The 15,229-nt window shown below is 69.0% G+C and carries 8 protein-coding genes; all 8 read right to left on the bottom strand.

What is annotated here, in order from left to right:
• Positions 1-84: 84 nt before the first annotated feature.
• Positions 85-4,530 carry a type VII secretion EssC family protein gene (locus tag AC5RU7_RS05815; protein ID WP_494051494.1) on the bottom strand — a complete coding sequence of 1,482 codons (4,446 nt, stop codon included), beginning with the start codon at positions 4,528-4,530 and terminating at the stop codon, positions 85-87.
• Entirely contained in the window at positions 4,527-5,231 is a 705-nt protein-coding gene (locus AC5RU7_RS05810; protein ID WP_009359457.1) for a hypothetical protein, read from the bottom strand. The genes AC5RU7_RS05815 and AC5RU7_RS05810 overlap by 4 nt, the downstream gene beginning before the upstream one ends.
• A 61-nt stretch (positions 5,232-5,292) precedes the next feature.
• Complete coding sequence (locus AC5RU7_RS05805; protein WP_494051493.1) at positions 5,293-7,017, bottom strand: serine/threonine-protein kinase; 1,725 nt, start codon at positions 7,015-7,017, stop codon at positions 5,293-5,295.
• Positions 7,014-8,774 carry an FHA domain-containing protein gene (locus tag AC5RU7_RS05800; RefSeq protein ID WP_494051492.1) on the bottom strand — a complete coding sequence of 587 codons (1,761 nt, stop codon included), beginning with the start codon at positions 8,772-8,774 and terminating at the stop codon, positions 7,014-7,016. The genes AC5RU7_RS05805 and AC5RU7_RS05800 overlap by 4 nt, the downstream gene beginning before the upstream one ends.
• Positions 8,761-9,699, bottom strand: coding sequence for a PP2C family protein-serine/threonine phosphatase (locus AC5RU7_RS05795; protein WP_494051491.1), 939 nt, complete (start codon positions 9,697-9,699; stop codon positions 8,761-8,763). The genes AC5RU7_RS05800 and AC5RU7_RS05795 overlap by 14 nt, the downstream gene beginning before the upstream one ends.
• A complete protein-coding gene (locus AC5RU7_RS05790) occupies positions 9,696-11,282 on the bottom strand; it encodes an RDD family protein (RefSeq protein WP_494051490.1) in 1,587 nt (528 codons plus the stop codon). Before AC5RU7_RS05790 ends, AC5RU7_RS05795 begins: the two co-directional genes overlap by 4 nt.
• Positions 11,279-13,858: a transglutaminase TgpA family protein gene (locus AC5RU7_RS05785; protein WP_494051489.1), complete on the bottom strand. Its 2,580-nt coding sequence runs from the start codon at positions 13,856-13,858 to the stop codon at positions 11,279-11,281. Before AC5RU7_RS05785 ends, AC5RU7_RS05790 begins: the two co-directional genes overlap by 4 nt.
• Positions 13,855-15,177: a DUF58 domain-containing protein gene (locus tag AC5RU7_RS05780; RefSeq protein WP_494051488.1), complete on the bottom strand. Its 1,323-nt coding sequence runs from the start codon at positions 15,175-15,177 to the stop codon at positions 13,855-13,857. Before AC5RU7_RS05780 ends, AC5RU7_RS05785 begins: the two co-directional genes overlap by 4 nt.
• Positions 15,178-15,229: the final 52 nt, after the last annotated feature.

The raw sequence follows: 15,229 nt of genomic DNA, 5'->3' as shown, positions 1-15,229 counted from the left end.
GCTTTCTGGTCTCCAAGCAGTCTTCTACAACACGCCGGAGGGCCGCAAATCCATCGAATGTACGGCCCTCCGGCGTATAGCCTGCTAGTCGCGGCTTTCCGGCGGGAGCGCCACCTGGATTTTGCGGGCTTTTCCGCGTCCCACCACATAGCCCCTGCCCGGGATGAATTCCGGGCTGACCCGGCCCAAGGAGGTGTTCAGCAGGCTGTCGCCCTCAATATCGCCCGGGTTGAGGAGCAGGCCCCGCCGGCCGGATTTGAATGGCTGCGCGAGCTGCCAGGCTGAGGACCAGGTGGAGGTTTCGGACTCACCCACCACCCACTGGTCCGCCTTGATGGAGGCTGTGACCAGCCGCGCAACGCCGGATTCGGCGAGAGTGTCCGTGAATTCGGTCAACCCCTCAATGAAGATGCCCAGCCTGCCCGGGTTGCCGGAGGAATGCTCCACCAGCTCCTCCATCATCTCGGCCAGGTCGTCGGGCCCCACCACCGACCGGTTCCACAGGGGCAGCGACGCGACGGCGGAGCGCCGCGACCCGAGGTAGATCAGCTCGGTGTCCGGGTTGGACCGGCGGAGGGCGTAGGCGAGGGTGACCAATGCCACGGTGCGGCCGGCGCCGGGAGGACCTGCCAGCAGCAGCGGTCCCCGGGCCATAAGCGCCGCAGGCTCCAGGGTTTCGTCGTCGACGCCGATGACCGGCATGTCGGGACTGCCGGCCGGCAGGACGTCCAGGTCCACCTGTTCGGGGAGCCGCTCGATGCCGGGAGCGGTGTCCAGGCCCTGGCGCAGCATCGCTTCGCTGAGCTTGTGCACCTCGCGGGCCTGCAGGGCGAGGTTGGAGTTCCCGCCGAGCACGGCCAGCTGGACCTCCAGCCCGTCCAGCAGGCCGCGGCCCGGGGGCGAACCGGCGTTGAGGACATCACGCGGCACGTCCATGGAGATGTAGTCGTCCTCGGAGGACAGGCGCAGCACCAGGCGGCGCTGGATGGAGGCGAGCAGGGATGCGGGCACGGCGTTGGGCCGGTCGCCGGTGACCACCAGGTGGATGCCCAGGGTGCGGCCGTCGGTGGCCAGCTGCAGGAAAATGTCCCACAGCCCGGACAGCTTGCTGTGTTCGTAGGCCTCGCGGAAGGCGGACATCCCATCCACCAGGACGAAGATCCGCTTCTCGTCGGTCCGGTGGGCCAGCCTCCGGTACTCCACGATGGTGGAGGCCCGGACTTCGGCGAAACGGGCAGAGCGCTGCTCTGCGATGTCGCGCAAGAGGCGCAGCAGCCTGCCCACGCGTTCCACGTCGTCGCCGTCAATCACTTCGCCCACGTGGGGAAGCTCTTCCAGCATGCTCAGTCCGGACGAGCCGCAGTCGATGCCGTACACATGGACGGGCCCGCCGCGGGGTGTCACCGCGGCGGCAATGGCGATCCCGCGGAGGGCGGCCGACTTTCCGGAACCGCCCGTCCCGTAGATGGCCATGTTGCCGTCCTTGTCCGGCTCGTAGAAGACCGTGGGCTGGTCCTGCCGGGCGGGGTCGTCGGCCACGCCGAGCAGCAGGCGTTCATCAGTGCGCGGGTTGGGCAGCCTGGAGAAGTCGTAGGTCTTGGCCAGTTCGTCCAGCCACGGCTTCCGCGGCGGCCGGATGCCCAGCGTGCCGGCGGCCCGGACGATGTTCGCGGTCATCCGGGCGATGTCGTTCGGCCCCGCGGGTTCGGCCACCACGGGCTTTTCGGGTGTGGGCGGTTCCCAGCTGGGCCCGGACCCGAAGGCCATCTCCACGATGTCGATCTGGGGTCGCTGCGGTTTGTCGGTGGTCCACCCGCCGGCGTAGCCGGTCTGGAAGCCCTGGATCCGGCCCGGTCCGGTCTTTGCGGCACCGCGGCCGGGGATGCCGGGGTCGAAGTAGGCGGCGTCGGGGACGCCGAGGATGTCGGTGGCGTCCTCCTCGTCGGCCATGCGCAGGGCCACGCGGAGGTTGGTGTTGGCCCGCAGGCTGTCCTTGATCACGCCGGCGGGCCGCTGGGTGGCCAGGATGAGGTGCAGGCCGAGGGACCGTCCGCGGGCGGCAACGTCCACCACGCCGTCAACGAACTCGGGCACGTCGTTGGCGAGGGCCGCGAATTCGTCAACGATGATGACGAGGTACGGCGGGGCGTCGGGATCGGCCTCGCGCTGCAGCGCCAGCAGGTCCTTCGCCTTTTTCCGGTTGAGGAGCTGTTCCCGGTAGTGGAGTTCGGCGCGGAGGGACGTCAGGGCACGGCGCACCAGGTGCGGCGAGAGGTCGGTGACCAGCCCCACCGTGTGCGGAAGGTTGATGCAGTCCGCGAAGGCGGCGCCGCCCTTGTAGTCCACGAACAGGAAGCTGACGCGGTCCGGGCTGTAGGCGGCCGCCATGCCCATGACCCAGGACTGCAGGAACTCGGACTTGCCGGCGCCGGTGGTGCCGCCCACCAGGGCGTGCGGGCCCTCGTTCTTCAGGTCCAGGTAGAGCGGCTCGACGCCCTTGGAGCCAACCAGGGCGCGGAGCGTGCCGTTGTCCTTGCGGTTGGCCACGGCGGTGGCACGGACGGAGTTGTTTTCGGTCCAGCGTTCGGCGACGGCCTGGGGGTTGTCCAGGAAGTCCTTGCCGATCAGGGTGGCGTAGGAGACCGACCTCGGGAGGTCGGAATCGTCGTTCACGGGCTTGCCCACATCCACCACGGGGGCGAGCATCCTGGCCAGTTGGCCGGCGAGTTCGGCGTCCACGCTTTCGCAGCTGACGGGGTAGGTGTGCCGGCCCAGCCTGACCTGGCCGGTGGTGGTGCCGTGGTCGCCGTCCACCACCATGAAGTCGCGGCAGGCCGCCGGCAGGGCCTGGATGTCGGTGGCCACCCAGAGCACGTGGACGCCGGCGTCCGGTCCGCGCTCGGCGAGCCGGGTGAGCCGGCCCCGGTCCACTGGCGCGTCGTCCTCCACGACCACCAGCACGGACGGCAGGACAGGCGCCTCCAGCTCGTGCTTGGCCGGATCCACGTCCGGCCGCAGGTCCGGGCCGGAGCGCCTGGCGGCGGCCTCCCGCGCGTCGAGCAGGTCCTCGAGACGGGCCAGGAGCGAGGACCCGCCCGCGGACCCGGCAGCCAGGTGGTCTCCGGAGAGCGGGCTGTGGCCGGAGCCGACGTGCGGCAGCCACTGCAGCCAGTTCCACCGTTCCCGGGACTGGGCGGACGTGATGGCGGTCAGGACCACTTCGGCCGGCGAATGGAGTCCAACCAGCTGGAGCACCATGCCGCGGGCAACATCGTCCACCAGGCCGCGGGCACCGGCGATGCCCAAGGACCCGGAGGTACGCAGCTGGGAAACCACCGGAACACCCTCAATGTCCCGGAACTGCTTCAGGCAGTCCTGGATCTCCCGTGTGTACTCGACCTCGGTGTCGTTGTTGGACGGTTCCTCCAACTGCAGGCGTGACGGCGCCGTACCCATGCCGAACCTGAGCCCCAGGAACGATGAGTGTTCCGGGCGGTGGGTCCACAGCAGCGGGCCCAGTTTGTAGATGGCGTCCACGGTGTCGCTGACCGAGGGCGCCTCCTGCAGCCGGACGGCACGCTCCACCTTCTGCAGCTCGGTGACATCCTCGCGGAACGCCGCCATGGAAGCCCGGAAGTGCTTCAGGCCGTCCTTCCGCAGGCGCCGGTTGCGCATCTTCTGGTCAACGAAATGGCCCACGATGAACAGCGGCATCATCAGCATGAAAACCATGGACAGCGCGTTGCGGGTGACGGCGAAGATCACGGCACCCATCATCAGCGGGGCGATCAGCATGATGTACGGGAAGGGCTGGTCCTCGGGGCGTTTCGGCCCTGCCGGCACCACCCGCTTGGGTTCCTCGAACCGGGGCACCACCCGGGGTGAGCGGTTGAAGTCCACCATGGGCGACGTCGGCGCTGCCGCATGGTTGTGCCCCAGCGGAACCACCGTCACGGTGGTGTCGCCAAGGGTGACGGTGTCCGAGGAGTTCAGGGTTGCGCGGGTGACGGGGAGCCCGTCCATCAGGAGCCCGTTGGCGGAGTTGGTGTCGACGATCTCCACTCCCTCGCCCACGGTGATGCGGGCGTGGCGCTTGGAGGTCAGGGGGTCCGTGAGCCGGATGTCCACGTCCCGGTCCCGGCCGATGTAGCTGGTGCCGGTGGGCAGCGAAAATTCCCGTCCGACGTCGGGCCCGGACAGCACGCGCAGGGTGGCGGCGGCCGGGCCGCGGCTGGTTCCGGGTTCGTGGAACTGTTCGCTGACCTGGGCCAGCGAAACGACCGAACCGGGGCGCAGGCCGGATTCGAGGAGGTTGTCCGTGCGGGTCAGGACATTGCCGCTGATGCCGGCGCCCACGAATGCCTCATCAATGCGCAGGGACAGGTTGTCCGGTGCGGGGGTGCCCTTGCGCTCCGGGTCGGCGGCCCACAGAACGGCGGCGATATCGGCCACCGTGGCAAGGCCGTCCACCGTGACGGCAAGGTCCTTGGCCTCGGCCGGCTCGCGGCGGAGTGTCAGCCGGATCCTCATCCTTCGTCCACGCCCCTCATCTTCTCCAGGAGGTAGAGGTCGTCAGGCGTCACCAGGTGCGAGGTCACGGCATGCTCCACCAGCCGCGCCCGGCGGTTGGTGGCGAGCTTGCCGCCGCCGCCACGCAGTCCCGCCACGCCCACGCGGTCAAGCTTGTCGCACACGTTGTCCAGCTTCCGGTTGAAACGGGTCAGCGCCCAGCCAAGGGTCTTGGCGGCGGCGGCCGACGACGGGATGGCGCTGAAGCCGGTGCCTTCCCGTCGGAGCATGGGTTCGGCGAGCGCCACAATAAGGGCCTTCTGGGAATCGGTGAACACCACGGGCCCGATGGTAGTGTCGCCGCTGACGCCGCCCTCGCGCGCCTCCTGGCGGAAGGACGGGGTCTTCAGGTGCACGGCGAACTCGTAGGTGGTGGGTCCGGCCGTGAAGATGATGTTGGTGTGGCTGAACACCAACGGGATCCGGGCGCCGGGCGAAAGCCACGCCTGCATGCCGCCGGAGGCATCAGCCACGGTGGCCGACAGCATGCTGCCCACGTTGCTCAGCCACCAGATGCCGTCGTAGCGGGCCACCTGCAGGAACTGCCGGTGCAGGTACGGGTTGTCGTCGACTTCCAGATCGCCTTCACGGCCGATGTTGAAGACATCCTCGTCCGACGGTTCGTACCATTCCCCACAGAAATCGATTGCTAGGTCCCCCATGTTCTGTGTCTCCTTCCGGGCAGTCCCCGCGTGAACAGGATCGCCGGTCCGCTGTGCCGGGTCATTTGTTGATGCAGGCGATGGAGTCGTCCTCCAGCGGGGAGAAGGCTCCGTCGCTGCGGACGATCATGACCTGAAGGCAAGTGGGCACGGAGGGGTTGAGCGCCACCTGGACGCTGGTCCCCGTGGTGGCCTGGTACTCGCTGCTCTCCCCCACGGCGTATACACGCCATTTGTACGTGTCGCCGTCCTTGGGCTGCGGGTTCTCCCAGGTGAACGTCGCCTTCCCCTCGGCGTCCACCATTCCCTTCAGGGCCGCGACGTCCGGCACCGTGCCGTTGTCCAGGGCGTCCGCCGGCGGCTTGCTGGCCTGCTGCGTCTCCGCCACCCGGGGCGTTTCCGGGGCGGCGTTGGCCACCACCAGGCCCACGACGGCGGCAAGGGCAAGCAGGGTGCCGCCGGAGATGGCCAACCAGAGGTTGCGTTTGCCGTGGTCAGGGGCCTGCGCTGCCGAAGCCTCCTCCACGGAGGGCGGCGGCGTAGCCGCCCGCTGGATGGTGGCGTCGGCCGCACCTGTGTAGCCGGACTCGGCAGCATAGGCGGACGACGCTCCCGGGCCGGTGTTGCCCTGGTTGCCGCGCAGGACCGTGGCCTGCGCCCATTCCCGCGGGCCGCCGTCGGACGTTGCGCCGGTGCCACTGCCGGCACCGGAGCCAATGCCGGCGCCGGTGGAGAACTGCTGCCGGGCCGCGGTGGTGGCGAAGTCCGGTGCCGGACCGGCGGGCGTGGGCCGGGGCCGGGTGCGTGCCGGGAAGGTGGGCGCGCTGCCCGTCCGTTCCGGGTCGATGGCGGCGATGCTCCGGACCCGCGTCTCCTCGACGCCTTCGTCCGGGTGGCTGTCCTCCTGGTGCGGCTCCTCCAGTACCTCGAAGGGTGTCACGGACAGGTTCAGCTCGGCCTGGATGCGCTGCAGGGCCAGCGCGAACGCGTGCGCGGAAGAGTAGCGGGACTGCGGCGATTTTGCCATGGCCGTGGCGAGGGCAAGCTCCAGCGATTCGGGAACATCGGCCCGGCCAAGGCGGGGCAGGGGTGTATTGCTGATCCTGTTGATCAGCTCCCGCTGGGAATTGTCCGCACCGGGCAGCACGAAGGGCGACCGGCCGGCCAGGAGCGTGTAGAGCGTGGCGCCGAGGGCCCAGACGTCCACCATTACCCCGTCCACGCTTCCGTCCCGGAACTGTTCGGGCGGGGACCACGGGATGGACATGCCCGAGTCGTCGTCGGAGTCGCCGGCTAGGGTGCCCGAGATGCCGAAGTCAGTGAGCGCGGGGCGGTTGTAGTCCGTTACCAGGATGTTGGCAGGCTTGATGTCGCGGTGCGCGATGCCGGCCCGGTGGGCTGTCTCGACGGCGGAAGCCACCTGGATGCCGACGGCGAGGACCTCGTCCACGCTGAAGCGCTGCCGCCGGTAACGGACGTCCAGGCTGGGCCGGGAGCAGTACTCCATGGCCAGGTACGAGTGCCCGTCGTCGGTCACTTCCGCCTCGAAGATGGTGACGATGTAGGGGTGGGAGGACAGTTGGGCCATCAGGTTGGCCTCGGACTCGAAGCGGCGGCGGGCGCCTTCGGTCTTCAGGTCCGAGAGGAGCACCTTAACGGCGACCTTCCGGCGGGGCCGGTCCTGCTCATAGAGGTAGACGTCGGAGAACCCGCCGGAGCCGAGCAGGCTGATGTAAGTGAACCCCGGGATGCGGGGCGGCGGCGCTACGGGCCGTTTGGAACTCAAGGAATCTCCTCAAAACGCAGCGAGATGTTGTCACCGAGCTCGGCGATGTCGCCGTCCAGCAGGATGGCCATCTCGTTCTGGGCAAGGCGCCGCGGCGGCTGGCCCTCCCGGACCAGGACGGTGCCGTTGGTTGCCTTCAGGTCGCAGAGCATGACATGCCAGCCTTCCAGCCGGACCTCCACATGGGAACGGGAGATGTCGCCGCCGGGGCTTGCCACCTGCACCAGTCGGGGCATGACGCCGCCCTGCACCCGGGATACCGACGGCTGGCGGCCGACCACCAGGGACTGGTCCAGGTCCAGCAGTTCGCCCGTGGACATCCGGACCCGGCCCAGCCGGGGACGTGCCACCTGCACGGCGTCCGGCAGCAGCGCCGCCCCGCATGCTGAGCACTGCGCACGGGTGGGTGGATTCGCGTGGCCCTGGTCGCACACCCGGGCCAGCACCATTGGTCTGCCGCCGTCTTCCGGAGGCCGGGGCGCCGCAGGCCGGGACGCCGTGCCGGCGAGGCTGCTCTTCATGACTGTTTGGCCGTCGTGGTCGCCGTCGAAGCCGGCCCCCGCGGCTTCCGGGGCCTCTCCGGCCGGGCCGGGTGCGGGCGATGGCGGGATTGTCCCGAATACTGGCGCCGGCGCAGGCGGCGGAGCGGAGCCGGCTTCCGGGGTCCGCCAGGGCACGGAGTCGATCAGGACCGCGCCCTGGCCTGGAGGGACGGGGGCTGATTGAACCGGTGCAGGCTGGGCCCGTGCAGGGTGGGCCGGCGCGGGCTGTTCCAGTGCGGAGTCTGCTGGCTGAATGGCAGGCTCCGCGAGGTCGATTTCGTCAGCGGCTTCCAGGGCGGGACGGACGGAAGTTGGCTCCAGAGCGGGGGCAGGAGCCGGTCCGTTCCCCGCCTGTTCCTCCTCCGGGTCCTCGCGCACGGCGGCATCCTCGATGTTCCGAATCACCGTGCGCTCCCACAGGTGGTCATAGGAGCTGGTGTGTTCGGTGGCAGGCGCGGAAGCGGGCGTTCCGGCCGTTTCCTGGTCAAGTTCCGGCTCTTCCAGGGGGTCGGACTCGTCGTCGATCAGACCGAGGACCGTCTCCGAGGACACTCCCTGGTCCGGGAGGATTGTCACATCAGGGTCAATGGGCTCAAGGTCAACGGGCTCAAGGTCAACGGGTTCGTGGTCGAAGGGCCCAGGATCGGCGCGGGCAGGGTCGACGGCGGCGGGCACGGGAGCATCAGCGATCTCCTGCCGCACGTCCGCGCCGCCGTCGGGGTCCACCACAACGGACGCGGCGGAAGTCCCGGTGACCAGCGCCTGCTGGTTCGCCCCCAGCCCCAGGGTCAGCGACTGCAGCAGGATGACGCCTTCGCCGAGCGGGAGCTCAGGCAGCCCGGCGGTCCCAGCGCCGGGAATGGTGAGGGTGCAGGGTCCCGGCAGGGCGAAGCGGCGCTCGTTCCAGGTAGTGACATCGCGCCCGTCCAGGTCCACCGGCCCCTGCGGCTGAGTGACGGTGAGGTCCAGTCCGCCGCGCAGGAAGACCCGCAGGGAACTGTTGAAGTCAAGGATCCCGAACAAGGGGATGCTGGCCAGCGACCCGCCCGAGCTGCTGGTGACGGCGTGAAGTACTTCGTGGACCTCGGGACCATCCGCCAGCAGGTTCCAGAGGGCACCGGCGAGGGCAGGCGGGGTGTCCGGGCCGAGGAGGACAGCGGTACCGGAACGGACAACGCCGAACCAGGTACCCGGGATATAGCTAGTGCCGGCCATCGTGGCCTTCCCCTCCGTCAAACGAATCCTGGCCTTCACCCGTACCCGGGGCCGGCCCGGTACCCGCTTGTGCCGCCTGGCCACGCGGGAGTGTCACTTCGTCCTCTGCCGCCGTGTCACGCCGGGGCGCGGTGGTGGCGGCGCCGGCGTCGTTCAGGACGTTCCGGGCATCCACCACGATCACCGTGACGTTGTCCCGTCCACCGCTGCGCAGGGCTGCCTGGATAAGCGCATCAACAGCATCCTGTGGCTCGCCCACCGTGCTGAGGATCCGGAAGATATCTTCGTCGGTCAGCTCGGAAGTGAGCCCGTCGGAGCAGACGAGGACCCTGTCCCCCTCCTCGACGGGAAGCAGCCAGTAGTCGGCCTCCGTCTCGTCTCCGGTGCCCAGGGCGCGGGTGACCACGTGGCGGCGCGGGTGGACGGTGGCCTGCTGGGGGGTGATCTCCCCCGCGTCCACCAATTCCTGGACCTCGGAGTGGTCAACGCTGATCTGTTCGAACCGGCCCTGGCTGAGCCGGTACGTCCGTGAGTCCCCGATGTTCATCACCAGCCAGTACGGCACGCCCATCTGCTCCACGATGACGGCACCAGCCAGGGTGGTGCCGGCACGGGCACCGGTGGCTTCGCGGATGGAGAGGTCGGCGTGGACCAGGTATTGCTGGAGCACCGCGGCAGTGGCCGTCCGCTCGCCGGTAGTCAGCTGGGGCATGGCGGCAAGGGACCGCACGCAGATGCCGCTGGCAATCTCCCCGGCTTCATGGCCGCCCATTCCGTCCGCCACGGCGAAAACGGGATCGGAGGCGATGTAGGAATCCTCGTTCAGCTCCCTGCGGAGTCCCCGGTCCGTCCCGTAACCAACGGTTAAGGTAAGGCCCCGTCCCGGCTGCATGGTTGAGGAATCGCTGGCGGGCTGTTGGTTCATGCCTGTCCTAGGTAAAAGGTTCGGTCTCCAAAGTGAACGCTGGAGCCGGGGGTTACAAAGCTGGGCACGCCCGGCACCAGTGCCGTGCGGTGTCCGTCGGGGGTGGTCACGGCGCTGCCGTTGGTTGAATTCCGGTCCGTCACCCAGATCCCTGCTCCGTCGGTGAGCAGGTGCAGGTGCGTCTTGGAAATGGAGCGGCCGGGATCGTCGACGGCGAGCAGCTGGGCTTGCTGTTCCCCCGCCTGTCCCACGGGGTTGCGGCCCACCAGGACGCTGCGGTCCAGCTGGAAGTCGCGGCCGTCGTCGAGCCGGATCCGAAGGACCGCCACGGGCGCGGGACCGGAGGCGGGGCGCACCTGGGTGCGTTCGACGTCGTCGTCCAGGGACGGCGGCGCCTGGCTCACGGCGGGGGGTGCGAAGGACGCCGGGGCCGTGTACGGCATGGTCTGCGAGGGCAGCGTCTGGAAAGGCGGGGTTTGCGAAGGCGGTGTTTGCGAAGGCGGAGCCTGGGACGGCAGGGGCTGCGGAGTCAATCCCTGACCGGGATTCGGCTGGTCCTGCGGCGGCAACTGCGCATTGATGATCTTGGGGGTTGCGGCAGCCGCAACCGGGGAGAGCACCTGCTGCACGGGCGGCAGGTCCAGCGGCGCGAAACTGTAGGGGCCCTGGATGCCGCCGGTAGTGATGGGGTCGCGGCCGGCCTTCACGTCAAAGGCAAGTGTCTTGGCCACGGCGTCATGCCAGCCCCGCAGCCTGCCGTTCCTGTCCCAGCTGTTCGAAACCACCACGGCCACGGCCCAGCCGGAGCCCGCAAGCAGCAGCGGCCCGAGGATGAAGAGGGCAATGCCGAACCACTGGAAGACCACTACAAGAATGGCCGCGAGTGCCGCCAGGAGGATGCCGGCCCCCGTGATGAGGCCGCGCAGGAAGACTGCACCCGCACCGGGAGCGTAGCCGTCGTTGTCTGCGCTCCGGATACCCATCAGCAGGTTTCCCGGCGTTTTCCCGGTCCGGGCCTCCAGGCCCATGACCACCAACAGGTAGGCGAGTGTGAGCCCCAGCCCGATGCTGCCGAACAGCACCAGCGACGCCGTGTCGTAGGTGATGAATCCGCCGCCGCGGGTGCGCGTGATGCCCGCGAAACCGACGGCGAACGTCACCACCAGGACAACCAGCGGGGGCAGCCAGTCGATCACGGCGGCGCCGAGCCGCTTGCCCGCCGTGGCCGGAACAAGCTGAAGGTTTGTTGCCATTCCCGTTCCTCCCCCTGGAGCGGCCCCCACCTTCCCGGTGGAACCCTCGGCGCTCCCCAGCCCCGTGCCCGCGTTCACGATGCCCGCGGCCCGATGTGCCGGGGGCGTTTGTACTACCGGGATAGTACCGGGAATCGCCGGCACGTGCGCGGCGGGCGGCCCGGTCCTGGGGTCGATGGCCCCGCTGGTGCCGGAGGGCACTGCGTGGTCCTGGTTATGGAGGCTGTGGGCCGCGCGGTTGGGCAGGGGCGCGCCGCAGGCGGTGCAGAACGCCGCCCCGGTGCGGACAAGTTGCTGGCAGCGCGGGCAGCGCCCGGGGTCCGAGGTCACTGCTGCTGGGGTCCTTGCGTCGGAGGGATATCTGCCGGGGATGAACCCGTTGGGGGTGCTGCCGGATGTTCCGGACCGTTGCCTGCGGCGGACCGCCGGCGTCCCGGCACCTTCAGGGCGGGCAGTGCCAGCCGTGTGCCCCGCAGGTTCAGGACAGTCCGGGCGTCGGCGAGGAGCGACCGCGGCGAGAACCGTGCCTGCTGCCGGCGCCAGAATCCAGCGGTGGCTGTCATTTCCTTCAGCGAGCCGTCCACGATGGTCCAGTATTCCCGGACTTCTTCCTCCGTGGGCTGGCCCGCCCCGAAAATCGAGGCGTCCGCGCGCCTTGCGAGCATGGCGGTGGTCCCCTTGCTGGCCGGGAACGCCTCGGCCAGGACCGCTGCGCTTTCGCGGCGCGTGGAACGGGTATCGACGGCGGCGCCCATGTCCGTGGCAAGGCTCACCACCTCGCTCCATCCTCCGCCCACCCGCTGGGCGGGATGGCCGTCGCGGAAACGGGCCTTCCGCCGTCGTGATTTCAGCAGGGCGATCAGCAGCAGCGGCAGCGCCAGGATGGACAGCGGAATCAGGGCAACGCCCAGCGCGCCCAGGAGGGCGCCCCAGAACAGCCACGGGTTGTTCTTCTTTTGGTCGGCGTCCAGCGCATCGGGCGAGGAGTCCGGCGGCAGGTCGGCCGGCTCCTGCGGCGGGGGCGGCGGCTGCAGCACCTGCGGCTTGGGCTTGGACTTGTTTTCCGGATCCGGCGGGATGGGAACGTTGTCCTTCGGCGGGGTGGGATCGAAGCTGACCCAGCCCACTCTTTCAAAGGCCACTTCCACCCAGGCATGGACGTTCTTGCCGGTGATCTTGACTTCGCCGGCGCCGTTTTCCGGGCTGGTGGGGTCCGGGTAGAAGCCCATCACCACGCGGGACGGGATGCCCAGGTGGCGGAGCATCAGGGACATGGCAACGGCGTACTGCTCGTCGTCGCCGAGCATCTGCTTGGCGGTCAGCAGGTTCCGGATCCGGGCGGAACCGTGGCCCGATACGCTGGGCAGCTGCCCTTCGCTGACCAGGCCGTTGCTGAAGGCGCCGGTCTTCTGGAAGTGCGCTTCAATCTGGCGGACCCGGTCGATGGCCGTGGGCGCGTCCGCGGACAGGTCGTTGGCCTGGGATGCAACCACCGGGGGGACTTCGAGGGCGTCGGGCAGGGACATCTTGGCGAAGTCGTACTGCGTCAGCTGTCCGTGTTCCAGCTTGACGGGATCGGACACCTGGACACTGTAGGAATCGCCGCGGGTCAGGCCGTTCGTGGTGACGGCGGTGTCCGTGCCGGAGTTGAAGTACAGTCCGGACGCGGCCGCCGAAGCACCCTCATCGAAGCTCAAACCGGTGGTTTTCCGGCCGCCGGGGACAAAGAAGCCCTGGTAGTCCTCGATGGTGATGTCAATGGCATAGTCCCTGGTGGGAACGGTGCCGGAGGTGTCCGCGAGGGTGTTGATGGACTCGGTGTCGCCTACCTTGCTGAAGTTGCCGGAGCCGTTCGGATCCATGGTGTAGTTGGTGCCGTTGAAGGCATCCAGCGCCCCCAGCCGTACCCTGCCGTCACGCGGCAGGCCCTTGACCACGAAGAGCGTGTCGTCCTTCTTGTCCTTGACGTAGGTCCGGAAGCTCGCCAGCGGCGTGATGTAGTCCTTGGGGTCGAACGGCGGCACCACAACGTTCCGGAGCACTTTCCGTTCATTACCGGCGGATACCAGCGGCGCGGACAGCGCGGTGACGGCGACGCTGACCGCGATGACGCCCGCGGCCATGCCCAGCCGGCGGATCCTGGCGCGCCGCGTGGCGGAGGAATCGGCCTGCGGGTTGTTGACCGCAACCCTGCGGGTGCTGTTCCTCCGGAGGGCGTCCCGCCGGAAGGTTGCCCACGCGATGCCTAGGACCGTGAGGCCGATGCCGCGCTCGAGGGTGAGGAAGGCGGCGTTGGTGCTGAACGCGATGCCGGTGACGAAGAGGACCAGGACGGGCAGGAGCGGGAAGTAGGGGCTCCGCACGCGCCAGGTCAGGACCCCGGCCACCAGGGCGGTGATCAGCGAGCTGAGGAAGGGGACGATGAGCACCCCGCCGGCAGTTCCCACCGGAACGCCGACCGTGAGCATGTCCTTCCAGGCGAAGACGATGCCGAGCAGCAGGATCCGCAGCGAATCCAGGGTGGGGACGAACCCGGCAATGGCGGAATCGGGAACAGCCAGCAGCGTACCGAACAAGAGGTATGCGCCGAGTGCGAGGGCCGTGGTGATCAGCAGCCCGAGCCGCAGGTGTGCGTTGGCGGCGCCGATGGCGAGGCCCAGGACGATGCCGCCAAATCCCGACAGCAGGTAGTAGGGGTCGCCGCCGAAGCTGAGCCCGAAACCGAGCAGGCCCAGCCCCAGCAGGACGGTGAGGGCACCGGCGTCGAGCACGAAATGCCAGCGGGGCTGGCCGCCGGCGAAGGCGGACTCCTGCCGGTTCGGCGTCGCCGCGCGGCGGGATGTCCTGCGGGGCCCGGGGACCGATGAGGGCTTGTTCGGTGCGGTTCTGCCCGGTGCGGAGCTCATGCTGCCGCCTTTCTCAGCACGATGGCAAGGTCGGCCAGGTCGCCAAGCGTCAGCACGGTCAGGTCCGCGATGTTGGCCCTGGTGGGAGCGGCGCCTGCATCCACCCGGACAGCGAGGCTGCGCACGCCCGGCGGAACCGATACGGCCGCGGAGCGGAGCTGCGTGGCGGTCACGTTGCTGCCCACCACGAAGAACGTCACGGAAGCGTTGGGCACGGTGTCGGCGAGGGTCCTGGCCAGGTCAACGGCGGTGCGGCGCATGGGTGCGCCCACGATCCTGGTCATGTCGTCCAGCATGTTGCGGCCCGTTTCGCAGCGGAGCGGGCCTTTTTGGGTGATGATGTCCAGCTCCCGCTGTTCGCGGATGGCCTGGCGGCCGATGGAGGCGGCCGCGGAAATCGCCATTTCGAACTCGGCTTCGGAAGCGTATTCGTCCGTGTTGATGGACAGCGAAATGGCGAGGTGGGCCCTCCGGGTCTCCTCGAACTGGCGCACCATGAGCTTGTTGGTGCGGGCCGTGGTCTTCCAGTGGATATGCCGCCGGTCATCCCCGGGCACGTAGTCGCGCAGGGCATGGAAGGACACGTCCGCGCTGGACAGGTCAGTGGTGGGCATGCCCTCCAGGTCGCGGATGAAGCCCGCTGCCGAACCGGCCAGCGCCACCGTGCGGGGATGGACAAAGAGGTCCTCGGGTTCCGTCCACAGGACCTGCCGGCGCAACAGGTGCAGGGGGTCTGCCCGGACCGACCGCACGGGCCCGACGACGATCACGGCGCGGCGGGCCGTGGGAATGGTGAACAGGTCCTCATGGACCTGTCCGGGCTTCATCCGGGGCAGGTGGAACACCGCAGTGGCATTGCCCACGGGCAGTTCCAGGGCAGCCGGCAGCAGGGGGCGGGTGGAGGTGTTGGACACGGCGATGCTGCCCACGGCGCTGTCCCCTACCGCCACGCGGGTACGGGCAAGGTCCAGTACCACTCCGTAGGAAGAGCGGCCAAGGATGAAGCCCACGGCAACCAGGAACATGACGAACGCCGCGATGGCCGCCGCCTTGGCCTCCTGCCAGCCGAAGGCCTGCCCGGTCACCCACAGCAGGACAGCGGCGGACAGAACCGACCAGCCCAGGATGCTGACCACCGAGAGGACCGGCCAGGCGTATTTCAGCCAGGTGCCGCGTGCCGTCCGCCAGGCCGGGGCAAGGGCCATTGCGGCAGTGCTGCTGGCCTCCGCCCAGACAGCGGACGGGTGGAGGCGGGCGTTCCTGGCGAGGGGTTGCTTCAGACGCTCCGCGAGCCGGATCAACGGGGTGCCGCTGGACATATGTGTGCCTTCGTTATGTTGCGCTGGTTCAAGGGTGCTGCAGGGTGTGCGG

It is taken from the genome of Arthrobacter sp. K410C (genome assembly GCF_059090105.1).
Note: the sequence above shows the minus strand (reverse complement) of the source record. Positions and strands in the feature narration are given on the sequence as shown.

Excerpts from the sequence above, each read along its gene's own strand:
- AC5RU7_RS05815 (WP_494051494.1), bottom strand. The coding sequence starts at position 4,530 with ATGAGGATCCGGCTGACACTCCGCCGCGAGCCGGCCGAGGCCAAGGAC.
- AC5RU7_RS05810 (WP_009359457.1), bottom strand. The coding sequence starts at position 5,231 with ATGGGGGACCTAGCAATCGATTTCTGTGGGGAATGGTACGAACCGTCG.
- AC5RU7_RS05800 (WP_494051492.1), bottom strand. The coding sequence starts at position 8,774 with ATGGCCGGCACTAGCTATATCCCGGGTACCTGGTTCGGCGTTGTCCGT.
- AC5RU7_RS05795 (WP_494051491.1), bottom strand. The coding sequence starts at position 9,699 with ATGAACCAACAGCCCGCCAGCGATTCCTCAACCATGCAGCCGGGACGG.
- AC5RU7_RS05785 (WP_494051489.1), bottom strand. The coding sequence starts at position 13,858 with ATGAGCTCCGCACCGGGCAGAACCGCACCGAACAAGCCCTCATCGGTC.
- AC5RU7_RS05780 (WP_494051488.1), bottom strand. The coding sequence starts at position 15,177 with ATGTCCAGCGGCACCCCGTTGATCCGGCTCGCGGAGCGTCTGAAGCAA.